Genomic DNA, 24,541 nt, shown 5'->3' on the forward strand with positions numbered 1-24,541 from the left:
ATCCAAAACAGTAGGAGCCTTCACAGATATGTGAAGGCTTTTTCGTCATGCAGATTTCATTTTATATAAAACATAGCCAGTAAACAGCTCAAATAAATCAGTGAATTTCTTTGGGTTTTTATTTGTAAGGATTTCAATTCTTTGTAATCTGTATGCCAGGCTGTTTCGATGAATATGAAGTTCCTTTGAAATGGCATTCATATCACCGCTATTTGTAATATAGCTAATCAGTGTTTCTATTAATTCGCGTCCTTTTGGATTTTCTTCAAGCTCTTGATAAAACTTTTTCATTTCATTAAGTGAATTGTCTTTATTCGTTAAGTAATCAATGAATTTTAGACTCTTATAATCACAGTGTATTTGATTCATTCCTAGTTTTTCTGCAATTTCAATTGCTCTTTTCGCTTCATGAACGGACGTAGCCACGTGCGTATAAGGATTTCCAATCCCAATTTTATATTCAACGTTTTCTAAACTCTTTTCAATCCTTTTAATGATTTCACTCTGGTATGGAACAATAAATAGAGTGAGATTAGGATTAAGACGAAAGATAAATTCCTGATCGAGAAGAGGGATATTTTTATTTGCATTGCTTTTAACAACGATGGCTTTTCGCTCGATAGTAAGATCAATTCCAAAGACCTCACCGTTATTAACAAAGGATTTATCGTAAACTTCAGTCCGAAAAACCCACTGATATAAAAACTCTTCCTTCATTTGTTCCTTAATTCGGCGTTCTCTAAATAAAAACTCTTGATTAATAAGTAGTTCAGCTGTGACTCTTACTAATTCCGCAAAGGGACTCACAACTTGAGGGTCACCGCTAATGCCGATAACACCGATAATTCTATTTCTAAAATTTATAGGGATATTCACACCAGGTTTTGCTCCGCCTTCAGTATGGTAGATAGAGACAATCGATCCTTGTTCAATCGCTAAGGTAGCACCTTGATGGTAGTTGTCGATTCGATTCTTGTCACCGCTTCCAATAATCCTTCCGATATCATCCATTATATTAACGTTATAGGGAATTACCTGCATTACTTTATTCGAGATCTCTTGTGCTAATTCTTTGTTAATTTTCATTTTCGCTGCCTCCCGATTTTGTACCAATTGTTTATTTGCCTAAAAAATGAGAGAAATTATTATCGTTTTGACCGATGATTAATTTGTAAGCTAATTATACAATATATATTGTAAACGGTTCCTGAAAAACGAAAAAAACTTTAAAATCAAGGAAAAAGCGTAACAAAATGTTCACTTGATTAAAATTGGGATTTCTGTTATTGAAATGACCTGTAAAATCAATTTTGTTCAAATGCACAAAAAGATAATAAGGATTTTTATCGAAATGAATGAAGATATTTTCTTTTAAACCGTTTACGATAGATGTATGAAGAGGGTCGACAAAATAAGAGATAAAGAAATTTTCAAAAGATCCAATTCATCAACATTCTTCAATTTGTAACAAGTTTCACGGGTGGTTACTCAAAAAAAGATTATTATTAGATTGTTAACTTGGAAATAGTGAAAATCAAGAAATAGTAATCTTTTAAAAAAAACAATCATGTGAAAAGTTTCACAAATCAGTCACAATGACTCACTAGTATTCTTAGGAAATATAGGGAGATCAAGAAGGAGGCAGTCATGTTTAAGCCAAGAGGAGTCATACCAGCATTAGTAACACCTTTAGACAAGAATGGAAACTTAATGGAGGATGCACTAAGAAAAGTAATTGATTACACCATCTCTGGTGGTGTTCATGGATTATTTATTTTAGGAAGCAGCGGTGAGATCTACGGATTAACAGCAGAACAAAAACGCCGTGTGGTAGAAGTTACAGTTGATCACACAGCAGGAAGAGTACCAGTTTACTGTGGTGCAAGTGAAATTACCACTCGCGACTGTATCCAAACAGCGCAAATGGTTGAAGAGGTTGGAGGGGTTGCAGCATTATCTGTTCTGACACCTTATTTCATGTCACCAACACAAAGTGAGCTGGCAGACCATTTTAAAGCGATTGCAAATTCTACTAAATTACCAATTATCCTTTATGGAAATGAAGCGCGCACACAGGTGAAAATTGAGGTTAAGACTTGTGAAGAACTTAGTAAAGTGGCCAATATTATCGGAATCAAAGACAGCAGCGGTGATATGACAAGAATGGCCGAGTACCTTCGGGTAACTGACCGTGAAACATTCTCCGTACTTGCTGGAAGAGACACCTTAATTTATGCAGGTTTATGCCACGGAGGATCTGGTGCGATTGCCTCCACTGGTAACATTGCTCCAAAGCTAGTTTCTGAGATTTACAACACGTTTGCAGCAGGAGACCTTCAAAAGTCACTTGAATTACAATTAAAACTTGCTCCATTAAGACTTGCGGTGGATAAAGCAACTTTCCCTGTTGTCTTAAAAGAAGGTTTAAGAATGGTAGGAATTGATGTAGGTTATGCTTTAGCACCTGCGTCTGAGATGAGCCCTGAAAGTAGAGAGTTATTAGCAAATGTATTAAAGGATCTAGAATTGTATCAAATCTATTAAAAAATTATCTCCCTTTGGAAGGAAGAAACAACTATGCCATTATTATATGTCGCTTTAGGTGTTGCGTTAATTCTTGTTTTGATGATTCCTTTAAAAATGAATGGTTTTGTTGCATTATTATTGGCTGCTTTATTTGTTGGTTTACTGCAAGGGATGGATGTTAATACGCTTCTCGAAACAATTGTCAGTGGTATTGGCGGACAAGTCGATGATTTAATCTTGATCTTAGGTTTCGGTGCGATGTTGGGAACGGTAATGGCTGAAGCTGGAGCCGCTCAACGAATTGCTAACACCTTGATTGACAAAATGGGTGTGAAACGAGTTCAAGTTGCTATGTTACTTGCAGCTTATATCCTTGGTATCACAATGTTCTTTGAAGTTGCTTTTGTTTTATTGATTCCGTTAGTTTTCACAATTGTACGTCAGACAAAAATGAATTTGCTTTGGGTGGCATTACCAACAGTTGTAGGATTATCAACAACGCATAGCTTCTTACCACCACATCCAGGACCAGCAGCTGTAGCAGGTGTTTTTGGAGCAAGTCAGGGTGTAACACTATTATATGGTCTGATCATAGCAATCCCTGTAGGATTCTTTATCGCCTTAATGTGGCCAAAAATTCCATTTATTAAAAAGTTAAACCCTTCTATTCCTGAAGGACTAGGAACATCAAAAATCTTTAAAGAAGAAGAAATGCCAAGCTTTTTAGCAAGTATTTCTTCAGCGCTTATTCCTGTAGTTCTTATGGCAGTATTAGCAGTAACTGAGATCACTTTACCAGAAGATAACTCTTTGAGACATTATATGGAATTCTTTGGATCAGCACCAATCGCATTAATGATTTCCTTATTGATTTCCTTCTATATCCTTGGACCTAAAATTGGACGCCCGCTTTCAGATGTTATGAAGTCATGTTCAAACGCGATTAAGCCAATGGGTATGATCATCTTAGTTATCGGTGCCGGTGGTGCATTCAAGCAAGTTTTAGTAGATAGTGGTGTGGCCGATTATATTCAAGAATTAACAAGTGGCTGGGATATTTCACCGATTGTCCTTGCTTGGTTGATCGCTGTAATCTTGCGTATCGCATTAGGTTCAGCAACTGTAGCGGTTATGACTGCAGCAGGTATTGTCCTTCCGATTGCACAAGCTTCTGGAATTAGCATGGAATTAATGGTTCTTGCCGTAACAAGCGGAAGTGTAGCATTCTCACACGTAAATGACCCTGGTTTCTGGATGTACAAAGAATATCTCAATTTATCAGTTGCCGAAGCATTAAAAACTAGAACAACATATACAACAGCACTATCTATTCTTGGATTAATTGGAGTATTAATTCTTAATATGTTTTTATAATTAGTATTTTTTGAGAATTGGGGCAGTAAATTCCCTGCCCCAAGGATAAATTTGACCTTGGTAAATAAGAGTTTTACATCCAGTATTACTCTTAATAAATAAAAATTTCTGTAGGAGTGAATATTATTATGATGAAAATTGGATTTATTGGATTAGGAATTATGGGTAAGCCTATGAGCAAAAACTTGATCAAGGCTGGATATCAACTGATTGTTAGTGATTTTAATAAAAATGCAGTGAGTGAGCTTCAACAATTAGGTGCAGAAGTAGCAGAAACGCCAAAAGAGATCGCAGAAAAGTCTGATATCGTCATCACTATGCTGCCAAACTCTCCAAATGTGAAACAAGTTGCATTAGGTGAAAATGGATTAATTGAAGGTGCACATGAAGGATTAGTTTATATCGACATGAGTTCCATCGCACCAGCTGCTTCACAAGAAGTGTATAAAGTGTTGATTGAAAAAGGCGTAGACATGGTAGACGCACCGGTTAGCGGTGGAGAGCCAAAAGCAATTGATGGAACAATTTCTGTAATGGTCGGCGGTAAGAAAGAAGTATTTGAAAAAGTTAAACCAGTTTTAGAAGCTATGGCAGGTTCAGTTGTTCTAGTTGGCGAAATTGGAGCTGGTAATGTTACAAAATTAGCCAACCAAGTTATCGTTGCGTTAAACATTGCAGCTGTCTCAGAAGCATTTGTACTATCACAAAAAGCCGGCGTAAATCCAGAAGCAGTATTTGAAGCAATCCGCGGCGGATTAGCTGGAAGCACAGTCCTTGAAGCAAAAGCACCAATGATGTTAGAACGTAACTTCAACCCAGGATTCCGTATCAACCTGCACATTAAAGATTTAACAAATGCAATGGAAGCAGGTCATGAAGTAGGAGCACCACTACCATTAACATCAGCAGTTTTAGAGATGATGTACGGATTAAAAGTTGATGGTCATGAGTTTGACGACCATAGCAGTCTTTTAAAATATTATGAAAAACTAGCAAATACAGAAGTATCACGCTAATTCGCCTGAATAATCATAGAGAACGGAGCGAAATGGAAAGTCCTTCGTTCTCTCTAACTGAATGATAGATTAACTAAAAAACAATCGATAGGAGCAATCCCAATGAATACTGTAGAGACTTTAGTTAATGTTACCCCTGTTGTTACCGAAATGACTGTAATCCCTGTAGCTGGCCGTGACAGTATGCTTCTTAACCTTAGTGGTGCACATGGTGCATATTTTACAAGAAATATTTTAATTCTAAAAGATAGCAATGGAAATACCGGTGTTGGAGAAGTACCAGGTGGTGAAGGGATTCGTAAAACGTTAGAAGATGCGATTCCATTGGTAGTGGGTTCTTCAATTGGTAATTATAACAATATCTTAAATACTGTTAGAAAAACATTTGAAGGACGTGACGTTGGCGGCCGTGGATTACAAACCTTTGATTTAAGGATTACGATCCATGCTGTAACAGCAATTGAAGCAGCATTACTTGATCTTTTAGGTAAGCATTTAAATGTACCAGTAGCTGCATTATTAGGCGAAGGTCAACAGCGTGATAAAGTTAAAACATTAGGATACTTGTTCTATATTGGCGACCGAAATAAAACGGATTTACCTTACTTCAGCAACCCAGAGGCAGAGGAAGAATGGTACCGTATCCGTCATGAAGAAGCGTTAACACCAGAAGCGGTTGTACGTCTTGCGGAAGCTTCCCATGCAAAATATGGCTTTAATGATTTTAAACTTAAAGGCGGCGTTCTTGAAGGCAAGGAAGAAATTAAAGCCATTAAAGCATTAAAAGAAAGATTCCCAGATGCTAGAATTACCCTTGATCCAAATGGTGCTTGGTCATTAAAAGAAGCAGTTGAGCTTTGTAAAGATATGCATGGAATCCTTGCTTATGCAGAAGATCCATGTGGTGCTGAAAATGGCTATTCTGGTCGTGAAATTATGGCTGAATTTAGAAGACAAACAGGTCTTCCGACTGCAACAAATATGATTGCAACGGATTGGAGACAAATGGGTCATACCATTTCCTTACAGTCTGTTGATATTCCATTAGCTGACCCACATTTCTGGACTATGCAGGGTTCTGTACGTGTAGCTCAAATGTGTAATGAATGGGGATTAACTTGGGGCTCACACTCCAATAACCATTTTGATATTTCACTTGCGATGTTTACACATGTGGCAGCTGCTGCACCAGGTGAAATTGCACCAATCGATACACACTGGATTTGGCAAGAAGGTACAGAGCGCTTAACAAAGGAGCCCTTCCAAATTGTAGATGGTGACTTAACTATACCTAATAAACCAGGTCTTGGTGTTGAGATTGATATGGATCAAATTATGAAAGCACATGAAATGTACAACAATATGGGACTAGGATCTCGTGATGACGCTGTGGGAATGCAATTCTTGATCCCTAACTGGAAATTTGATAACAAACGTCCTTGCTTAGTGAGATAAATAGTAGTAGGGTGGCTAAAAAGGTCACCCTATCTTTCACCAATTTTATGGGTTTATCAGTTAATAAATGGAAAATTTTTTCTACTTTAAATGTAAAGGACAGATTATTATGAAGTTTGTTTTAGCGCCTGATTCATTTAAGGAGAGTATGTCTGCAAAAAAGCTGCTCTTGCAATGGAAAAAGGTATTCGTTCTATTTTTCCAGAAGCAGATTGTGTGATTGTTCCTATGGCAGACGGTGGTGAGGGGACGGTTGAATCACTCGTTAGTATGACGAATGGTGAAATGGTCAATGTTGAAGTCATTGGTCCGCTAGGTGAGAAGGTTTTAGCAGAATATGGTCTATTAGGTGAAGGTCAAACAGCTGTGATTGAAATGGCAAGTGCAAGTGGAATAGAATTAATCAAACCAGAAGACCGTAATCCATTAGTGACTACTACTTTTGGAACGGGTCAATTAATAAAGCATGCTCTTGATATGGGTGTAAGTCGTATTTTAATCGGAATTGGCGGAAGTGCAACGAATGATGGAGGGACTGGAATGCTTCAGGCACTTGGTGTTTCTTTTAAAGATAAGAATAACCAGGAACTTCCATTTGGTGGTGGTGCATTAAACCAATTAGCTTCGATTGATTTAAGCGGGTTAGACAGCAGAATTGAGAATGTCAAAATTGATGTTGCTTGTGATGTAACGAACCCTCTAATTGGAGAGAATGGGGCATCTGCCATATTTGGCCCACAAAAAGGGGCAACTCCTGAAGTGGTTAAACTTTTGGATGAAAATTTAGCACATTATGCTGAGGTAATTAAACGAGAATTGGGTAAGGACATTGCACATACAGAAGGTGCTGGTGCCGCTGGTGGTCTTGGCACAGGATTAATGGCATTTTTAAATGCGCATCTAGAAAAAGGCGTGGACTTAGTCATTGAATATACTGGTCTTGAGGATAGAATAAAAGGCGCGGATTATGTTTTTACTGGGGAAGGCAGCATTGATGGGCAAACGTTATTTGGAAAGACACCTTTTGGGGTGGCATCAATTGCGAAGAAGTATTCAATCCCAGTGATCGCATTTGCTGGCAGAATTGGAAATGGTGTAGAACCGCTATACGACCACGGATTTACTTCGATTGTTGGGATATTGAAAGGTTGTTCTTCTTTAGATGAGGCATTGAAATCCGGTGAAGCCAATTTAGCATTTGCAGCGGAAAATATCTGTCGCGTATTAAAAATATAATGATTGAACATGCTGTCGAGTGATATCGGCAGTTTTTTTATGTTGATTTTGTGAATGGATATCGTGATAAAAGGTAAGTTTGTTAAAATGATAGTATTAAGGAGGAATGTCCAATGAAAAGATGCGGCTGGGTAAATCAGGATCCACTTTATATTGATTATCATGATCATGAATGGGGAGTGCCTGTTTACGATGATCGATTGCTATTTGAATATTTGAACTTAGAGGGGGCACAAGCAGGCTTAAGCTGGTACACAATACTGAAAAAGAGAGAAAATTATCGCAAGGCATTTGATTATTTTGACCCCAGGATCATCATTTCCTACGATGAAAAGAAAATCGAAGAACTTTTACAGAATGAAGGGATTGTACGAAATAAACTCAAAGTCAATGCCGTAATTACAAATGCGAAGGCGTTTTTGAAGTTGAAGGAAGAATTTGGTTCCTTTAGTGAGTATATCTGGTCTTTTGTAGACGGTAAGCCAATTATCAATCACTTTAAAGATTTATCAGAAGTTCCCGCTACAACCGAAATAAGTGATCGGTTAAGTAAGGATTTAAAAAAGCGCGGCTTTAAATTTGTTGGATCGACGATTTGTTATGCTTTTATGCAAGCAACAGGGATGGTAAATGATCATGTAGAATCATGTTTTTGCTACCATGAAAGCCAGGAAAAAAATACATAAGTCAATCTGTTCTCTATATTGAATGGAATGTCATACTAATTTCATTTTTAACAAGTTTTAATCACTTACTCTGCTGATTTTATATATTATATTGTTCTTAATAACAAACAAAACCGTGAATCTTCATTCAAATTGCTTTGAAACTAATTTGAATGAAGAACGTCTAATATGATGAATCCAATTTCAGGAAATTATTTAAGGGAAATTGCAGGAATTGTGTGTCTGAAAGCGGAATAGATTAGAAGAATGAGAGCAAAATCCTTTATCTGAATATTCGGAAGTGCTCCGTGAGGAATGGCGAGATTTGGGGAAAAGAGGAGAAGTTATAAATGTCTATACGGACCTGGGCGATTTCATTCATATTAGTTGGCAGTTTACTAGGGTTAGCAGGTTGTGCGGAAAAAACAAATGGCAATGAAGCGGAACTGGAAAACAAAGTAACAGAACTTGAAAAGAAGCTTGAAGAGCAAAAGGCTGCAGAAGAAGCGGCTAGGAAAGCGGCGGAAGAAGCCGAAGCAAAAAGAAAAGCTGAGGAAGAGGCTAATAAGCCTAAAGTGGTTAATGTAGTGGATCCAACTACAAAAAACATTATTAAAAGCCTCATTCCAGTCGATATGGGATATGGAACTGATAATGAAAAATATAAGCAGGAGCTTGAAAACTGGGCTAAGGATTTAGCAAGAGGAACAGATACAACTCCTGGGTATGACACGAAGATGATGCTGGATAAAATTGATGCTAATGGTCAGGTCATTAAAGGAAAAGCAAGAGTCATTCTTGAAGAGGCAGAACTAGTGAATAAAATTATCGAGGCTTCCGTTAAGGGAGGAGATGTTTTTCTTCCTATCTATGTGACCGAAAGCGGCTATAAGCCTGAGGATGCTGCCCATTTATCTGAAGTGGTCGTGGCGACATATACAACAAAATTTAATCCAAGTATAACAGGAAGAAATAAAAACATTGAATTGTCTGCACAGGCAATTGATAATGTGATTGTTGGAACAGGAGATATCTTCTCTTTTAATTATACTGTTGGACCGAGTGACGAAGCACATGGATACCAGCCGGCACAAGAAATCGTAAATAAGGAATTGGTTATGGGAATTGGCGGCGGTATTTGTCAAACCTCCTCTACCTTGTTTAATGCAGTTGATCAATTAGCTATCGAATATGTGGAATGGCACCATCATTCCTTGACAGTGGGGTATGTACCTTCAGGTCGCGATGCAACAGTTTCATATGGAGGTAAAGATTTTCAATTTAAGAATACAGCGGGTGTACCGTTATTGGTTAAAGCGACTTATAATCCAAATGGTACCTTAACCGTTGAGATGAGAACCTCAGCGGCATATCAAGCCTTACTTCAAAAGCGATAAATTTTAATAAGCATAAAAAAACACGATGAAGCTTTTCCTCTTCATCGTGTTTTTTATGGATTATTCTAAGCCCTCAATAACAATCTCCTTGGCAGGAAGGAAGTCTTCATCCGTATCCAAATAGGTTACGTTTACGCTGTCTCCTTCTTTTAGATAAATGATCAATGGTTCTTTTTCAGAGGATAGGATATAACTTTTCTTATTATCTAAAAGGAATGAAACAACAGTGAAGTCGCCTGATTTTTCTTTATATACACGGAGAACGGTCCCTGTAATCTGTTTTTCATCCGCCTTCGAACTGCCATCCACTGAACCGCCGCCTCGTTGGAGAGCGGTTTTATATTGTTTTAGAGCTTCGTTTGGAGTAACACCAAACACGGAAATTTCCGGATTAGCGGCGGATACGATAAAGTAATTCTGTAAAAATCCATTCGAATCCAGAACTGGTGTCAGCCAGCTTGCTTCTCCGTAGAAGTTATAAATGACAGGCATTTCCCCATGCCATTTCTTTTCAATAAATTTCTTTTCAATAATTTGCAGTGCCCCTTGTGAATCCATATAAGATTCTTCTGGATTACCTGTGTAATAGGTTGCTTCCCCTGTACGCGAGTTGGTCAATGAGTAACCAAGCATGGAATCGACACCTTCTTTAGGTGAGGTAAAATCAGTGAAATAATACATAACCCCTTTTTGATCAAAAATTGGACTTACATTTGCCTCTGTTCCTTCATCAGAAGGAAGTTTGACATCTGACTTTCCAAAGAGGCTATTCCAAAATCCATGAACATAATTTCCGAAATAGCTGTTTTGCATGCTGACAATTTCAGGTGATACTGCACCATCAATAAAATCAGGAACAGTTGATAGAGTATATGACTTTGTGTCGCCATTTTTCGAATCTACTACGACTACACCTTTAACGTCAAAGCCATTTCGTGCTGAAATAAATTGACCGTACGAGCGGATGTAATAGGGTTTCCCATCATCATCAATTTCTAATTGAACATCACCGTAGAAAATATGTTTCGGGAATTGCATCCGAATATGTCGTTCTACATCTTTATTAAAATAGGAAGAAGGTGTATAAATCATGTCTGACTTGATAAATTTTGGATTATCAGAAGAATCAGTGGCGCTTAAGGTAAAGTAACCAGGCGTTTCTTTTCCTTTCCACCATTTGAAAAACCCAGAAAACTCAACAGGTGCAATATAAACATAATCTCCATTGACTTTTTGAATTTGAAGATTTCCCAGTTCATAATAGCTTGTATTTGGCACTTGACCAAAAGCTTTTTTCATTTTATTACGGGCAAACTCCGGTGGTACACTAGCAGGTGTTTCTTTTTCATCAAAAGATTTAATCTCTACTTTTTGGTCCATCTTTGCAATCTCATATTTTTCATCCGCGTTAAAGAGAAAGGCTGTGAGAAAGTAAATTCCAAGGATTAGACTTGCTGCAAAGAGCAGTGCTTTCACTTTCCTTTCCGCTCCAGTAGCAATGAGTGCACCTAAAGCAGTAATAATAATGGCAAGTCCCCATAAAGAGGAGAGGTTTCGGTCATAATTCGTAAAATAATAGTAAGCAAAGGCAGAAGGAATCAAAATAAAGATCAAAGCGATAATAGCTCCCGGAATTAACCTTCTAGCCCCGCTTGGACTCTTTTTATTACTTTTCGTATTGGTGGACGTATCAACCCTATAAATCGGAATAAGAACAAGAGCAGATACAATCGCAATAATCAATGAAAATAAAAACATATTCCCCATAACTAATTCCCCTTTTTAATCAAATTCTATATAACTTGATTCTATTTATATACGATTAGCTAGGAAGAAAGTTTCAATAATAGCTTTTTTGAAATGGTCAATTTTGCATAAACTTTGTTTTTAAGCAAAAAATACCAAAGCTTCTATAGAAAAAACAAGGAGGAATTATATGCAATGGCTCTATAAATTGCTTATATCATTGCTTACAATCAGTTTAATTGGTTGTGCAGGTAATCAAAATGCTACAGATGGAAACCAAGCAAATAATTTAAATTCAAAACAAGCAGCCAACCATTCTAACAATTTAAATCCTATGGCTACCTCGCAAAACAATAAAGGTAATGTTGGCACCATAACTAAAAATTCTTTAGGAAATGATCAAGGCTTGTCAGAAGAATATCATGGCCATCTTTCTAATCGTCCGGAAACAAAACTGAAAAAGGAAAACCCCCCTGCTGCGAATAATCGTTATATTCAAGTTCAACTTTTGGGGATTAATGATTTACACGGACAAATAAATGTAACGCGTAATGTTGGTGGAAAACCGGCAGGCAGAGTAGATTACTTAGCAGCTTATTTAAAACAAAGGGAAGCAGAAAATAAGAACACGCTCCTTGTACAAGCTGGGGATATGGTAGGGGCAAGTCCGCCAGCTTCAGCACTCTTACAGGATGAGCCTGCAATCGAGATATTGAACAAACTAGGATTCGATATTGGAACAGTAGGCAATCATGAATTTGATGAGGGAGTAAAAGAACTACTTCGTCTTATTAATGGCGGGACTCATGAAGAAACAGGCAATTTTGCTGGAGCCGATTTCCCTTGGGTGGCAGCGAATGTCATTGATCAAAAAACTGGAGAATCCATTTTACCGCCTTATAAAATTTTAAAAGTAAATGGGATGGAAATTGGATTTATCGGGGTCGTAACTACGGAGACACCGACAATCGTAGTCCCAAGCGGAGTGGAAGGCTTAACCTTCTCTGACGAAGTGGAGGCTATTAATCGTAATGTAGCAGAATTGAAAAAGCAAGGAGTTCGATCAATCGTTGTCTTGGCACACAATCCAGGTACATCAGGTGTGAATGGTGAAAATCCAACTGGCATGCTTGTCGATATCGCCAATAAGGTTGACGACGAAGTGGATATTATTTTTGGCGGACATAATCATGCTTATATGAATGCAACAATTGACAATAAGCTAGTAGTTCAATCCTATTCTTATGGTACTGCATTTTCTGATGTCGATATTGAGATTGACCCGAAAACGAAAGATATCGTTACTAAGAGGGCAGAAATCGTAACAACGTTTCAAGAAGGTATAAAACCGGACCCAGAAATAGCTGGGATGGTAGCGAAATACGAAGCTACGGTTGAACCGATAGTAAATAGGATAATTGGCTCAACGTCGGTTAATTTAACAGCGCTCCGCAATGATAACGGAGAATCTATCCTTGGAGACTTAATAGCTGACGCGCAAAGGCAAGCCTTAAATACAGACATAGCGTTTATGAATCCGGGCGGTATTCGAGCCGATATTAATCCAGGGGACATTACGTGGGGGGAAATTTACACCGTTCAGCCATTTAATAATGATATGGTTAAAATGACCATGACAGGACAGCAAATACGCGATGTTCTTAATCAACAGTGGGGCACTAAAACAACGATGCTTCAAATTTCTGGATTCACATACACATGGGATGAAAATGCTCCGAATGGGCAAAGGGTTGTAAATATCCTACTTCCTGATGGTACTCAATTGGATCCGAATAAAACCTATACTGTAGCGGCAAATATCTTCCTCGCAGGTGGAGGAGATGGTTTCACAGTATTTACGAAAGCGCAAAATAAAGTGATAGGACCAGTTGACTTAGACGTACTCGTAGACTTTATCGCTGCTCAACCAAAACCGTTCACTTATGAAATGGATAACAGAATTCAAAAGGTTAGGTATTAGAGGAGATAAACCATATTGTTTTTTTATAATGGCTCTGTAAAGAAATAATTTTTCTTTCGTAAATCCTTATGAAGGACTAAACTCGATGAGGAATCTACTGTTTAGTCTTTCATCAACCTTATGAAGGACAAATCGCACTGGGTTTTCTCTTGATTAGTCTTTCATCAACCTTATGAAGGACAAATCTTACAGGGAATTCTCTTGATTTGTCTTTCATCATGCATATGAAGGACAGATCTCATTGGGAATTCTACTGATTGTCGAGAAAGGGTATTCCTCTCGGCAATTTGTTGTTTTTCGCTGAATCTGACCTAACGATTATTCCTTAAATCTTGTACGTGCTACGATTTAAGGACAAATGTACGCGGTGCCAAGGAAGATTTGTCCTTAATCGGTGGTCTTGAGGACAAATCGTATGCGCATCAAAGGAGGATTAGTCCTTAATCCGGGGTCTTGAGGACAAATCGTATGCGCATCAAAGGAGGGTTAGTCCTTAATCCGGGGTCTTGCCCCACATACTAAAGACGGTGCATTTCCTAAAGTTATAAAAAAAGTAAAGGCTGTCGAACATACTCGACAGCCTGAAAAGCACCCTCTGAACATGATTCAGAGGGTGCTTATACTCTTATTCGGGCTTTTTGTTTTCTTCAGTAGAGCTTCTTACATCTTGCCTGACTGGAGTCAGCTCTTTTGAAGCTTCTGTTTGGTATTGTAGGGGCCTTGTTTGTTGTTGTCTGCCTTTGTTTGGAAGAACATTATTTGCAACATATTTATGGAACATATACTCAAATAATGCAACACCAAGTGCAGCAATTAAAGACATTAAAAAATGGCTGTCCCCATAGGTTAGATTTTCACTCATTATCCAGATAATGAATAACGCTAATCCAAAATCCGCTATCGTTGCTATGGTATTATTTGTCTTTGGTAAAATCAATAGATCTCCGATGAGATAGGCTGCGACACCAAGAACAAGTGTGATAAGAAAGATGTTGCTGAATGCCATGTCAAATAATAAACCGAGGATAAGCGACAGGAGGACAAGACTTGAAACAAATTTAATGGCTAAAGCTTTTACATGCTTCATCTTAACACCTCCTTAAAAAAATATTGTGTATAAATTTTTTATTTATTATTCATTACCATCTATCATGAATAAAAAAGTGCCAAGCACTGATCTCACAATAAAAAAGTGCCAAGCACTGATCTCACAATGAGAAGGTGCCTGGCACTTGATTACTCGTATGACTTTTCTAATTCATCTATTAGCGAACCTACATAAGCCACTGCTTTTTGAACTGGCGCTGGTGTCGACATATCTACACCAGCATGTTTTAAAAGCTCTAGTGGTTTCATTGTTCCACCTGCACGAAGGACTTCCAGCCAGGTGTCAACAACAGGCTGACCATGTTCTTGTATCAATTGCGCCACAGCAGTAGAGGCAGTTAAACCAGCAGAATAGGTGTATGGATATAAGCCCATATAATAGTGAGGTTGGCGCATCCAGGTTAGGCTTGCACCTTCATCGATTTCCACCGTATCTCCCCAGAATTCTGTGAGTACGGCTCTGGTCACTTCAGATAGTGTATTGGCAGTAAGTGCTTTCCCGTTTTCTGCTAACGCATAAACCCTGCGTTGATATTCAGCCTCCAGTAAATGAGTAACAAAATTATGATAATACGTTCCGAGCAACTGAAGGACTACCCAACGACGCATTTGTTTATCTTCATTTTTTGCTAACAGGTGCTGTCCTAATAAAAGCTCATTCATCGTTGATGGAGCTTCTATAAAGTACAGGGAAGGGCGGACATTCATAATTCTTTGATGCTTGTTTGCTAAGTAAAAGTGACCTGCGTGGCCGAATTCATGTGCTAGGGTGAAGCAGCCTGGCATATTATCCTGCCATGTAACTAAAATATATGGGTGTGCACCATATGGGCTTGAACAGAAGGCACCTGTCGATTTTCCAATATTATCGGCAAGATCAACCCAACGGTCCTTAAAGCCTTTTTCAATGATTTCACTATACTCTGGTCCCATTACCTTCAACGATTCCAGGATAAGTTGACTTGCCTCTTCGTAGGTTGTTTCTGGATTAAAATCAGGATCCAATGGTGCTTTTAAATCACAGAACTTCATGCCATCAAGGCCTAAAGCCTTTTTCTTAAGCTTAGCAAACCGGCGCATATGAGGGGCGAGCTCTTTAAAGATAATATCGATCTGATTGTTGTACATTTCAAGTGTTACTTGCTGTGGTTCTAAAAGCATTTGTTCAACTGACTGATAATTTCTTAAACGTGAAAGAGTCACTTGCTTCTTTACTTCAGCAGAATAGGCAGCTGCGATTGTGTTTTTGTATTGTTTAAGAGTTGAAACGAAAGAGTCATAGGCCTTTCTACGAATTTCTGTATCTGCTGAGAACTCATAGCGGTTTTCAAATAAGGCAAAAGAAACAGGTAATTCATTCTCTTCACTATCAGCAATAGGGGAAAAGTCCATGTCTGCTAATTTAGCCATATTATATATAGTATAAGGGGCACCATGTACTTCACCCAAAGCTGCTAATACTTCTTCTGTTTCAGGTGAAAGCCGATGTTTTTTTGTTTCAAGCAGCTCCAGTAAATCTTTTCGGAATGGTTGAAGTTCAAAATTCTCTTGTAAATATTTCTCTACAGTACCTTCTTCAAGTGAAAGGATTTCAGAATTTATAAATGATAATGCAGCAGTGATTTTTGTCCGTAGAGCAGCTAATTTGGCAGTATTAGCCTGGTTGAGGGAATCTGTCCCATCAGCGGAGTGCTTTAAGCTTGCATATGTTGCTGCTTTGACCATTTTCATTAATAGTTGTTCTTCCGCAATCAAGCATGCTGATAACTCATTTGACTAGTATGTAACGTACCTTTAAAGACTTCAATCTTCGCAGTATCATTTTCAATCAGTGCAAGTTCAGCTTCCCATGCCTGATCTGACACAAATAAATCATCAAGATTCCATGTTAACTCTTCAGGAACTTCTGATCGGGTTAACCGCTTTGCTACTGTTTTTTCCATTTTTTCTCCTCCTCTAAAAACCTTCGTGTTCCTAAGTAATATCATATATTATTTGAATATTAAAGCAAATAAAAAGATGAGTCGAACGATTACGTTTCGACTCATCTTTTTCACCACTCTCGGGGTTCGTAATTGAGATCACTAAATAATTGATTTTTTTCTTTCTTCGTTAAATCCCTCCATTGACCAACAGGGAGATTTCCTAAGTTAATATTCATAATTCGAATCCGCTGAAGACGAACAACCGAATATCCGAGAGCAGAGCACATACGACGAATTTGGCGATTCAACCCTTGTGTTAAAATAATCTTAAAAACATACTTGGACAGCTGTTCCACTTTACAGGGCAGGGTTGTTGTATCTAAGATTCTAACTCCTTCTGACATCTTTTTCAAAAAGTCAGATGTAATCGGCTTATCAACCGTAACGATATATTCTTTTTCATGTTTATTTTCCGCACGTAATATTTCGTTGACGATATCTCCGTCATTTGTTAAAAGGATTAAGCCGTCGGAATCTTTATCTAATCTACCAATGTTAAAAATTCGCAGTGGGTGATTCACTAAATCAATAATATTACCTTTTATATGTCTTTCAGTTGTGCTTGTAATTCCAACAGGCTTATTTAAAGCAATATAAACATTATTTTTGGCTACCCGAATGGTTTCACCGTTCACACGAACCACATCACCAGGCTCGACTTGACTGCCGACCTTAGCGACACTCCCATTAATTGTGACTCTTCCTTCCTCTATCCATTTATCTGCACCGCGTCTTGATGTTTTTCCAGACTCGGAAATAAATTTATTTAATCGCAGGTTAAACACATCCTTAATTTGCTCAATATGTTTTTAGAATACTTAACTGCAAGCTGAATTTCAAGGTTAAGCTTCTTTAGTTTTTACCTAATACAACTCTTTTTCGTACTTGTTATAAAGTTCGAGCTGGGGAAAAAGGTTTCTCTAGACCCACTAGAGGTTTTTGTTCAATAATATAAATAGGGATAAGAAGTAGGTGAGGAAAATGTTAGAAGAACAAGGATTTCTTGATTTAAAAAGAGGAGAGCGTGGAGCGATTGTAAGTATTATCGCCTATATTTGTTTGTCTGCATTAAAACTAGCGGTTGGATATATAGCAAATTCTGAGGCGTTGAAAGCAGACGGTTTAAATAATGTAACAGATATCATTGCATCAGTGGCAGTTCTGATAGGTCTAAAATTATCCCAAAGACCTGCGGATGATGATCATCCTTATGGACACTGGAAAGCAGAAACCGTAGCTTCCATGGTCGCTTCCTTTATCATGGCGGCCGTCGGTTTAAAGGTTGCATACGAAGCGATCGTAAGTATTTTTTACGTACAAATAGGAATACCAGATGTTATCTCGGCATGGACGGGGCTTTTTTGTGCGTTCGTGATGTACTGGGTATATCGGTATAATAAAAAACTAGCAACAGACATAAACAGTCAATCGGTCATGGCAGCAGCAAAGGATAATCTCTCTGACGCCTGGGTAAGTGTGGGTACCTTTATTGGTATTATAGGTGCACAATTTGGACTCCCTTGGCTTGATCCTTTGGCAGCAGTAATTGTGGGACTCCTCATTTGTAAAACAGCATGGGACATTTTTAAAGAAGCCTCTCTTTATTTAACGGATGGATTTGATGAAAAAGAAATAGAAGTATATAAACAAACCATCCATCATTGTCAGGGCGTAAAGGGTGTGAAAGAAATTAAAGCTAGAAATTACGGGAATAACGTTGTTGTTGATGTTGTCATTCTCGTAAATTCTACATTAGATGTAAAAAAGGCGCATGATATCGCCACACAAGTTGAAGAGGAGTTAATCAGGACACATAAGGTGTATGACGTACATGTTCACGTAGAACCAAAATAAGACCATACATAAAACAAAAAGGATGGAGATTTTACACTCCATTCCTTTTTGTTATTTCTAGTAATTTTTTCTGCGCATTTTATATACTTGGCCCTGTAGCTTTATATAGCAGAGCCAATTATAATGTCTATTTTTAGTGTTCTTCCTCTTCTTCCAAATGTAGAAAGAATGCAGTTATGATTTGGTTAAGCTGAAGGACCTCTTTTTTCCAGATGTCTGCAGGGTTGTTTTGCAGTGTTTGGAGGGCGCTTTCGATTAGAAATTTTCTTGGTGCCCTCGTATGCATGATTTCTTCTTGGATAAAATCTAACAGTTCGTTATATTTTTCTTGGTCGTTTTTATCTTGAAAGTGTTTTGTGATGCAATTTCTCATAGGACTGACAATTTTGTAAAATTGAACGATTAATTCATGGTTATTATTTTGAAGACCTGGGAGCCATTTTTCTAAAAGCTCAGGGTGGTGCAATTGTTCTTCATTTTCAGCTACTTCGTCAACCATCTTAACTAAACGATTCACACTATATCTGACAACATGGCTAATTTTCTCATTAGAATCTGTAGCTAAGCGATTGTATTGGAGGTTGTGCTGCATGAGTCCCTGAAACATAATGGCACAATCTAATAAGTATGGTTTATTTTTTTCGCCGAAGATATCAATAAACCTGCTAAACATCCATCTTAGTGATCGTAATCGTGCGATGCGGATATATTGTTTCAAATCTGCATCATTTGTTGACATTACTTCCTCGTAAAGAGCAATTAACTTATTTTTTCGATTAGAAATCATTTGCATTTCTAGCTGTTTGATAAAGACCTCGATATCTGAAGGACTTTTGCCAATCAATAAATCGTCTCTTTCCTTTTGGAGTTTTTTGAAGGTTGCCTTATAAATAGCAATTAGTAGCTCGCTCTTTGATGAAAAATATTTGTAAAAGGTTCCTTTTGAGATACCGCTAAAATCTAAAATGTCCTGAATCGATGTAGCTTGGAAACCTTTTTCAATAAATAATTGATGGGCCTTACTTATGACATGCTGTTTTCGATCATTCATTTTATCACCTATAATCCTGAATATACTGACTGTATAAAAATATACTACATTAAAAATTTGGGCATTACAAATCCATAAATTTGTAGTATTTTTTGATTGCAAAAAATGAACCGACGGTATATTATTAATAAAGCGTGAAACAGGAGTATAAAAAAATGAACAAAGAGTTTACACAGGGGGCATAGAACATGGAACACGTAAAAAATGAATCGAAACGTCCCCCATACGGGATTATTGTAATCCTGATGATTGGGGCATTTATTGCTTTTTTAAATAACACCTTACTAAATATTGCACTTCCATCCATAATGGCTGATTTAGAGGTAGATGCTTCAACTGTGCAATGGTTGACTACGGGTTTTATGTTAGTAAATGGTATATTAATACCAACTACAGCATTTTTAATTCAAAAATATTCTGTCCGAAAACTTTTCTTAGTTGCCATGGGCTTATTTACAGCAGGGACCATTCTTGCTGGGTTGGCACATGTATTTCCGGTATTATTAGCAGGCAGGATGACGCAAGCGGCGGGTTCTGCGATTATGATGCCACTTTTAATGAATGTCATGTTAGTAAGCTTCCCTATTGAGAAAAGGGGAGCTGCAATGGGGATTTTTGGATTAGTATTAATGGGGGCACCTGCAATTGGACCAACATTATCAGGGTGGTTAATCGAACACTATGATTGGAGAATGTTGTTCCACTTTGTAACACCAATTGCAGCGATTGTTCTATTAATCGGTTTCTTCTTATTAAAAGATAAAAAAGAAAAAGTTGATATTCGACTTGATTTCTTATCTGTTTTACTTACAAGCGTGGGCTTTGGCGGCTTGCTTTATGGGTTCAGTTCAGCTGGAAAGCAAGGCTGGGACAGTCCACAAGTTTATTTAACGATTGCGATTGGAGCTATTTCATTACTTGTTTCCATCCTACGTCAATTAAAGCAAGATCAGCCTATGCTAAATTATAGGATCTTTAAGTACCCTATGTTTGCTTTATCATCTGTTATCTCTATGGTGCTTACAATGGCAATGTTTTCAGGGATGCTGTTGTTGCCGATTTATGTTCAAACAATACGCGGGATTTCGCCGCTTGACGCAGGGCTAATGATGCTTCCAGGAGCAATACTTATGGCACTCATGTCACCAATTACAGGAAAACTATTCGACAAATTTGGCGGACGCATTTTAGCTATAACTGGTTTAGTTATCACGGTAGTAACCAGCTATCTTTTCAGCCAATTATCACTTGAAACAACGTATACACATTTACTGCTTTTATATTCAGTTCGAATGTTGGGGATGTCGATGGTGATGATGCCAGTTTCTACAAACGGTTTAAACCAACTGCCTGCGCGTTTTTACCCACACGGTACTGCTATGAACAATACACTTCAGCAAGTTTCAGGAGCAATCGGAACAGCATTGTTGGTAACTGTCATGTCAAACCGTGCAGAGTCAAAGGCTAAAGAGTTAGGCGAAGCTGCTATGGCAAACTTGACTGAGCAGCCAACGCAAGCAGCACTAGCTGAAATGAAGCAGCAAATCATGATGAGCGCCACCTTAGACGGCATCAATTTTGCCTTTTTCGTGTCCGTCTTTATTGCTGCTGTTGCCCTTATCCTTGCTTTCTTTATGAAACGTGCGAAACAAGCAGAAGATACTATAGAGGATAATCCAGCAGGAAAAAACGTAGTAAATAAACTAGCTGAAAACTAGTATGATACTTCTCGTCTAAACTCCATGTGAGTTTAGACGTTTTTTATATATTGAAAAATTTGCTTTTTTATTTTACATAACTATATAGTTAAAGTGGGATTGTTTTTATAGGAGGGTATTAAATGGATAACAAATTGAACTCAAATTTTACTGATGCTTATATTGAACGTTGCAGCAAGGAAACAGAAACGATGATTGCCAATGAATCGTCGAATTTTTTAAACCAGCCAATTACATATCTAAAAGAACATAAAAATGAATTTATTTATGTAGAGTCTAAGTTATTTGAAGAAATTGGTATAGAGGGTGTGTCAGTCGAGGTTGATGATGTCTTTGGAACCTATGATGTGATGCTGGGTTTAAAGCTTCAAAAGAAGTTTGAGAAACTATTAAAGGAACAGCTAAATCATTCTTTACATGGTGATGAAGCAAAATTTGATTTAGTGTTTAGTCATGACGATGGTTTATGGGATTTGAACTTCGCATTAAATTACGTAAATGGATATACAGAAAATATTTCCATCCACGAGGCGTTTCAATTAATACACCAGTTTTTAACCACTTTAGTTCATACTGTTAAACAAACAACCAGCTAAAATATGCTGGTTGTTTATTTGTATCTAAGTTACGATATGAGAAAGGGAGGGAGAGTTTTGAGAGTTATATCATTGTGCCCAAGTAATACTGAAATAATGGAATACTTAGGTTTGTATCATCTTTTAGTGGGAGTTGACGATTATTCGGACTGGCCCGCGTCCATTGCCAGTTTACCTAAACTAGGACCTGATTTATCAATAAATATGGACCTTGTTGAAGGACTGAAGCCGGACCTTGTCCTTGCTTCTTTAAGTGTGCCAGGGATGGAAAAGAATGTAGTAGCATTAGTAGAGCGCGGCATCCCTCACATTGTTTTAAACCCTCAGTATTTGACGGACATTGAAGAGGATTTACTCAAAACTGCTGAAGCCTTGAATCAGTTGGAACTTGGCAAGACTGCAGCAAAAGCATTTCGAGATCGGCTAAATGCAGTCAAACAACAAGGCGTAAACACAAACAAGAAGCCTTCTCTTTATTGGGAGTGGTGGCCAAAACCAATCTTTACTCCGGGGAAAATCAATTGGCTTACCGAAATCTCTGAAGCAGCGGGTGCCATCAATGCCTTTCATGACGTGGAATTAGCCAGCGTTCAGACAGATTGGGAGGACGTCCTGAGTAGAAAACCAGATTTTATTTGCCTTGCCTGGGTAGGAGTAAGAAAGGAAAAAGTTCAGAAAAACAATGTTACCAAACGTCCCGGATATGAAACACTTGGTTTTGTTGACGATAACAGAATCCTGATTCTTGAAGAAGAACTATACTGCCGGCCATCCCCAAGGCTTTTGGAGGGGCTTGAGAAACTTTTTGCGTTAATACATTAAAAGAAAACGCTTGGATGCAAGATTCCAAGCGTTACTTTACTTTATACCGCAGAACTGTTTTTAATTTTGAAGGTTCCGACTTTCTTGGATCACTTATGTAGATTTCCCGGTGCCTCTTGTCTATCCTGGTCAGGTTATTGGAGGCACAAAAATCATCCATTTTTGAAAAAGTTATAGGTTCACTATCATAATCTCCGATGTGCATACATTGGACGCACAAGCCCTCTTCAATCGTTTCAAATTTAGCTGACCGTATTAGTACATCTGATACCTTTTTCGCACATACTTCTTTGACAAACGAAAAGAGTTCTGCTGTAACAAAATCAGGCTGGCGAATCATCAACTTATAAACGAGTCTGTTTTTGTCCAGCTGTTCTAATTGTCGCCCTTCTTCATCCAAGTCCCAGACACCTTCTAAAGGGAAAACCGTATATTCGAAATAGCCATCGGGAGTTATACCCTTCTTTGGTAGCATCCTTATCGCATATGATAATGCATATAGTGCCTTCACATTTTCCTTAAAAGCTTCGCCGTTTGGATTGCCTTTCCCTTTTAATGTGAAGTAATGGATTGGAGGAACTGCAATCTTAGCTGGGTGGGAACCAGGCAAATACAAATCTTTCTCTTTTTTTCTCCATTCATATTTCATCGTTCGCTCTCCTTTAAGTGGCCTACATAAAAATGATATAACATTTATTGTGAAAAAACATTTTCATTTCCTCTTTTTATTTGAACCTTTTGTGCATGGTATAATTTCCTTATGAGATTGCTTAAAGTTGAGAGGGGCTTGCTGAAAAATATGGGTGTAAATAAAAAAACAGCACTTGTGCTCGGGGCTACGGGTCTAATCGGAAAAGAATTAGTCAAAATACTGAGTGAAAATGGGCACTATCAAAAAGTACATCTATTGGTTCGCAGACCGATTCAAGTTGAATCTGAAATATGTGAAGTACATATCATTGATTTCGATAAATTAAATCAATACAATGAGTTATTTAAAGTCACAGATGTTTTCTGCTGCTTAGGTACAACCATAAAAGTTGCAAAGACAAAAGAAGCTTTTCGTAAAGTAGATTACCAATATCCTATTGAAGCCGCAAAAATAGCAAAGAAATACGGCGCAAAAAAGTATTTCATTGTCAGTTCTATGGGTGCCGACACTAAGTCATTATTCTTTTATAGTCGAGTAAAAGGGGAAGTAGAGGAAACTCTTATTAATTTAAACATACCTTCACTGCATATTTTCAGACCTTCATTATTGCTGGGGAAGCGGGAAGAGTTCCGGTTGGGAGAGAAATTCGCCGAAAAAGCTAGTGTTGTGTTGAACAAAATCATGATAGGTCCACTGCGTCCGTACCGGGGGATACAAGCAAGAAAAGTTGCAGCCGCGATGGCCGTTGTGGCGCAGTCTGATATAAAGGGAAAACATATCTATCTTTCACATGAAATTGATTCAATGGACGGTTTTCAGAATGGAAAAAGCTTTAAGCTACCGTAAAACACTAAGAATATCGAACAATTCAAGTTGCAGAGTGGGTGAAAAAAAGGTAATCAATAAATCGATAAAAAGTGTACCAATTAGGTGCACTTTTTTTGTTGGTCGATTCATTCGGCAATAAATTTAAGAATGTCGAGAACTTATTTGTTAGATTAACTGTCGCTGACTTTTCGATTAACTCTGTTTTTTACGTGAAAATATTGGTTTTTTCGTAAGGTTTCCATTTTATTTTTTTCATAAAGTTCAATTGCTGGTTCGATGTGATTTTACAAAATTTTTTGTTCACATGTGATAAATTGGTAAAAGATTAACATTGGTACAAGAATAACTCTCATTTATCTACTACTATATTCAACGCAATTTCCCTTCAAAACATCATCTAGTAATAAGGATCACCTTTCATGTTTTACCTGAATCGAGTTACCTATTGGATAGTAGAATACGAGCATCATTTTACAGGTTGTATAAATATAATGCAGTTTTATGGTCTGTAAAATTTACAATAGATGCAAAA

Annotated in this window: 19 protein-coding genes and 1 pseudogene; 13 read left to right on the forward strand and 7 right to left on the reverse strand. The window is 37.7% G+C overall.

Going from position 1 to position 24,541, the window contains the following annotated elements:
- Positions 1-45 precede the first annotated feature (45 nt).
- The gene (locus tag ABC255_RS14870) at positions 46-1,086 is read right to left on the reverse strand and encodes a CdaR family transcriptional regulator (protein WP_412994611.1); all 1,041 of its coding nucleotides are present in this window, start codon (positions 1,084-1,086) and stop codon (positions 46-48) included.
- 561 nt (positions 1,087-1,647) lie between these two features.
- Here ABC255_RS14870 and dapA point away from each other — a divergent pair.
- The 7 genes from dapA (at position 1,648) to ABC255_RS14905 (ending at position 9,669) form a co-directional block, all read left to right on the forward strand.
- The gene (dapA, locus tag ABC255_RS14875) at positions 1,648-2,544 is read left to right on the forward strand and encodes a 4-hydroxy-tetrahydrodipicolinate synthase (RefSeq protein ID WP_412994612.1); all 897 of its coding nucleotides are present in this window, start codon (positions 1,648-1,650) and stop codon (positions 2,542-2,544) included.
- 33 nt (positions 2,545-2,577) lie between these two features.
- A complete protein-coding gene (locus ABC255_RS14880) occupies positions 2,578-3,900 on the forward strand; it encodes a gluconate:H+ symporter (RefSeq protein WP_335532950.1) in 1,323 nt (440 codons plus the stop codon).
- A gap of 128 nt (positions 3,901-4,028) precedes the next feature.
- Positions 4,029-4,916, forward strand: a complete 888-nt coding sequence (gene garR, locus ABC255_RS14885; RefSeq protein WP_459564444.1) for a 2-hydroxy-3-oxopropionate reductase — start codon at positions 4,029-4,031, stop codon at positions 4,914-4,916.
- Positions 4,917-5,018: 102 nt separating this feature from the next.
- Positions 5,019-6,371, forward strand: coding sequence for a glucarate dehydratase (gene gudD, locus ABC255_RS14890; protein WP_412994614.1), 1,353 nt, complete (start codon positions 5,019-5,021; stop codon positions 6,369-6,371).
- Between the two features lie 174 nt (positions 6,372-6,545).
- Positions 6,546-7,607 carry a glycerate kinase family protein gene (locus ABC255_RS14895; protein WP_412994616.1) on the forward strand — a complete coding sequence of 354 codons (1,062 nt, stop codon included), beginning with the start codon at positions 6,546-6,548 and terminating at the stop codon, positions 7,605-7,607.
- Between the two features lie 113 nt (positions 7,608-7,720).
- On the forward strand, positions 7,721-8,293 hold the full coding sequence (locus ABC255_RS14900; protein ID WP_412994618.1) for a DNA-3-methyladenine glycosylase I: 573 nt from the start codon (positions 7,721-7,723) through the stop codon (positions 8,291-8,293).
- Between the two features lie 329 nt (positions 8,294-8,622).
- Positions 8,623-9,669 carry a VanW family protein gene (locus ABC255_RS14905; protein ID WP_412994620.1) on the forward strand — a complete coding sequence of 349 codons (1,047 nt, stop codon included), beginning with the start codon at positions 8,623-8,625 and terminating at the stop codon, positions 9,667-9,669.
- 60 nt (positions 9,670-9,729) lie between these two features.
- On the opposite strand, the gene ABC255_RS14910 is transcribed toward ABC255_RS14905, so the two are convergent.
- Positions 9,730-11,436 (reverse strand): hypothetical protein, encoded by a 1,707-nt coding sequence (locus ABC255_RS14910; protein ID WP_412994622.1) that lies wholly within the window; start codon positions 11,434-11,436, stop codon positions 9,730-9,732.
- 169 nt (positions 11,437-11,605) lie between these two features.
- Between ABC255_RS14910 and ABC255_RS14915 the strand changes: the two genes are divergently transcribed.
- On the forward strand, positions 11,606-13,396 hold the full coding sequence (locus ABC255_RS14915) for a bifunctional metallophosphatase/5'-nucleotidase (RefSeq protein ID WP_412994624.1): 1,791 nt from the start codon (positions 11,606-11,608) through the stop codon (positions 13,394-13,396).
- A 625-nt stretch (positions 13,397-14,021) separates the two neighbouring features.
- On the opposite strand, the gene ABC255_RS14920 is transcribed toward ABC255_RS14915, so the two are convergent.
- From ABC255_RS14920 to rluF, 3 genes and pseudogenes are all read right to left on the reverse strand, one after another.
- Complete coding sequence (locus ABC255_RS14920; RefSeq protein WP_412994626.1) at positions 14,022-14,483, reverse strand: YndM family protein; 462 nt, start codon at positions 14,481-14,483, stop codon at positions 14,022-14,024.
- Positions 14,484-14,632: 149 nt separating this feature from the next.
- Positions 14,633-16,446: pseudogene (gene pepF, locus ABC255_RS14925) on the reverse strand (oligoendopeptidase F).
- A 110-nt stretch (positions 16,447-16,556) separates the two neighbouring features.
- Positions 16,557-17,273 carry a 23S rRNA pseudouridine(2604) synthase RluF gene (gene rluF, locus ABC255_RS14930; protein ID WP_412994628.1) on the reverse strand — a complete coding sequence of 239 codons (717 nt, stop codon included), beginning with the start codon at positions 17,271-17,273 and terminating at the stop codon, positions 16,557-16,559.
- A 196-nt stretch (positions 17,274-17,469) separates the two neighbouring features.
- Between rluF and ABC255_RS14935 the strand changes: the two genes are divergently transcribed.
- Complete coding sequence (locus ABC255_RS14935) at positions 17,470-18,342, forward strand: cation diffusion facilitator family transporter (RefSeq protein WP_335534727.1); 873 nt, start codon at positions 17,470-17,472, stop codon at positions 18,340-18,342.
- Between the two features lie 133 nt (positions 18,343-18,475).
- Here ABC255_RS14935 and ABC255_RS14940 read toward each other — a convergent pair whose 3' ends face one another.
- Positions 18,476-19,393, reverse strand: coding sequence for a TetR/AcrR family transcriptional regulator (locus ABC255_RS14940; protein WP_412994630.1), 918 nt, complete (start codon positions 19,391-19,393; stop codon positions 18,476-18,478).
- Positions 19,394-19,581: 188 nt separating this feature from the next.
- On the opposite strand from ABC255_RS14940, the gene ABC255_RS14945 reads away from it, so the two are divergent.
- From ABC255_RS14945 to ABC255_RS14955, 3 genes are all read left to right on the forward strand, one after another.
- On the forward strand, positions 19,582-21,111 hold the full coding sequence (locus ABC255_RS14945; protein ID WP_412994632.1) for a DHA2 family efflux MFS transporter permease subunit: 1,530 nt from the start codon (positions 19,582-19,584) through the stop codon (positions 21,109-21,111).
- Between the two features lie 122 nt (positions 21,112-21,233).
- Positions 21,234-21,707: a branched-chain amino acid aminotransferase gene (locus ABC255_RS14950; RefSeq protein WP_412994633.1), complete on the forward strand. Its 474-nt coding sequence runs from the start codon at positions 21,234-21,236 to the stop codon at positions 21,705-21,707.
- A gap of 57 nt (positions 21,708-21,764) precedes the next feature.
- Positions 21,765-22,529 carry a cobalamin-binding protein gene (locus tag ABC255_RS14955; RefSeq protein ID WP_412994635.1) on the forward strand — a complete coding sequence of 255 codons (765 nt, stop codon included), beginning with the start codon at positions 21,765-21,767 and terminating at the stop codon, positions 22,527-22,529.
- A gap of 31 nt (positions 22,530-22,560) precedes the next feature.
- Here ABC255_RS14955 and ABC255_RS14960 read toward each other — a convergent pair whose 3' ends face one another.
- Positions 22,561-23,178, reverse strand: a complete 618-nt coding sequence (locus ABC255_RS14960; RefSeq protein WP_412994637.1) for a GyrI-like domain-containing protein — start codon at positions 23,176-23,178, stop codon at positions 22,561-22,563.
- Positions 23,179-23,328: 150 nt separating this feature from the next.
- Here ABC255_RS14960 and ABC255_RS14965 point away from each other — a divergent pair, with 150 nt between their 5' ends.
- Positions 23,329-24,027 carry an NAD(P)H-binding protein gene (locus tag ABC255_RS14965; RefSeq protein WP_412994638.1) on the forward strand — a complete coding sequence of 233 codons (699 nt, stop codon included), beginning with the start codon at positions 23,329-23,331 and terminating at the stop codon, positions 24,025-24,027.
- The last annotated feature ends 514 nt before the right edge of the window (positions 24,028-24,541 follow it).

It is taken from the genome of Neobacillus canaveralius (genome assembly GCF_047237705.1).
In the GTDB taxonomy this organism is placed as follows: Bacteria; Bacillota; Bacilli; order Bacillales; family Cytobacillaceae; genus Neobacillus; species Neobacillus niacini_K.

Bases quoted from the DNA above. Each gene is read 5' to 3' on its own strand.
- ABC255_RS14895 (WP_412994616.1), top strand. From the start codon at position 6,546: ATGGAAAAAGGTATTCGTTCTATTTTTCCAGAAGCAGATTGTGTGATT.
- garR (WP_459564444.1), top strand. From the start codon at position 4,029: ATGATGAAAATTGGATTTATTGGATTAGGAATTATGGGTAAGCCTATG.
- ABC255_RS14900 (WP_412994618.1), top strand. From the start codon at position 7,721: ATGAAAAGATGCGGCTGGGTAAATCAGGATCCACTTTATATTGATTAT.
- ABC255_RS14905 (WP_412994620.1), top strand. From the start codon at position 8,623: ATGTCTATACGGACCTGGGCGATTTCATTCATATTAGTTGGCAGTTTA.
- ABC255_RS14870 (WP_412994611.1), bottom strand. From the start codon at position 1,086: ATGAAAATTAACAAAGAATTAGCACAAGAGATCTCGAATAAAGTAATG.
- ABC255_RS14965 (WP_412994638.1), top strand. From the start codon at position 23,329: ATGGGTGTAAATAAAAAAACAGCACTTGTGCTCGGGGCTACGGGTCTA.
- ABC255_RS14940 (WP_412994630.1), bottom strand. From the start codon at position 19,393: ATGAATGATCGAAAACAGCATGTCATAAGTAAGGCCCATCAATTATTT.
- ABC255_RS14920 (WP_412994626.1), bottom strand. From the start codon at position 14,483: ATGAAGCATGTAAAAGCTTTAGCCATTAAATTTGTTTCAAGTCTTGTC.
- ABC255_RS14880 (WP_335532950.1), top strand. From the start codon at position 2,578: ATGCCATTATTATATGTCGCTTTAGGTGTTGCGTTAATTCTTGTTTTG.
- ABC255_RS14935 (WP_335534727.1), top strand. From the start codon at position 17,470: ATGTTAGAAGAACAAGGATTTCTTGATTTAAAAAGAGGAGAGCGTGGA.
- ABC255_RS14960 (WP_412994637.1), bottom strand. From the start codon at position 23,178: ATGAAATATGAATGGAGAAAAAAAGAGAAAGATTTGTATTTGCCTGGT.
- ABC255_RS14950 (WP_412994633.1), top strand. From the start codon at position 21,234: ATGGATAACAAATTGAACTCAAATTTTACTGATGCTTATATTGAACGT.
- dapA (WP_412994612.1), top strand. From the start codon at position 1,648: ATGTTTAAGCCAAGAGGAGTCATACCAGCATTAGTAACACCTTTAGAC.
- ABC255_RS14915 (WP_412994624.1), top strand. From the start codon at position 11,606: ATGCAATGGCTCTATAAATTGCTTATATCATTGCTTACAATCAGTTTA.
- ABC255_RS14910 (WP_412994622.1), bottom strand. From the start codon at position 11,436: ATGGGGAATATGTTTTTATTTTCATTGATTATTGCGATTGTATCTGCT.
- ABC255_RS14945 (WP_412994632.1), top strand. From the start codon at position 19,582: ATGGAACACGTAAAAAATGAATCGAAACGTCCCCCATACGGGATTATT.
- gudD (WP_412994614.1), top strand. From the start codon at position 5,019: ATGAATACTGTAGAGACTTTAGTTAATGTTACCCCTGTTGTTACCGAA.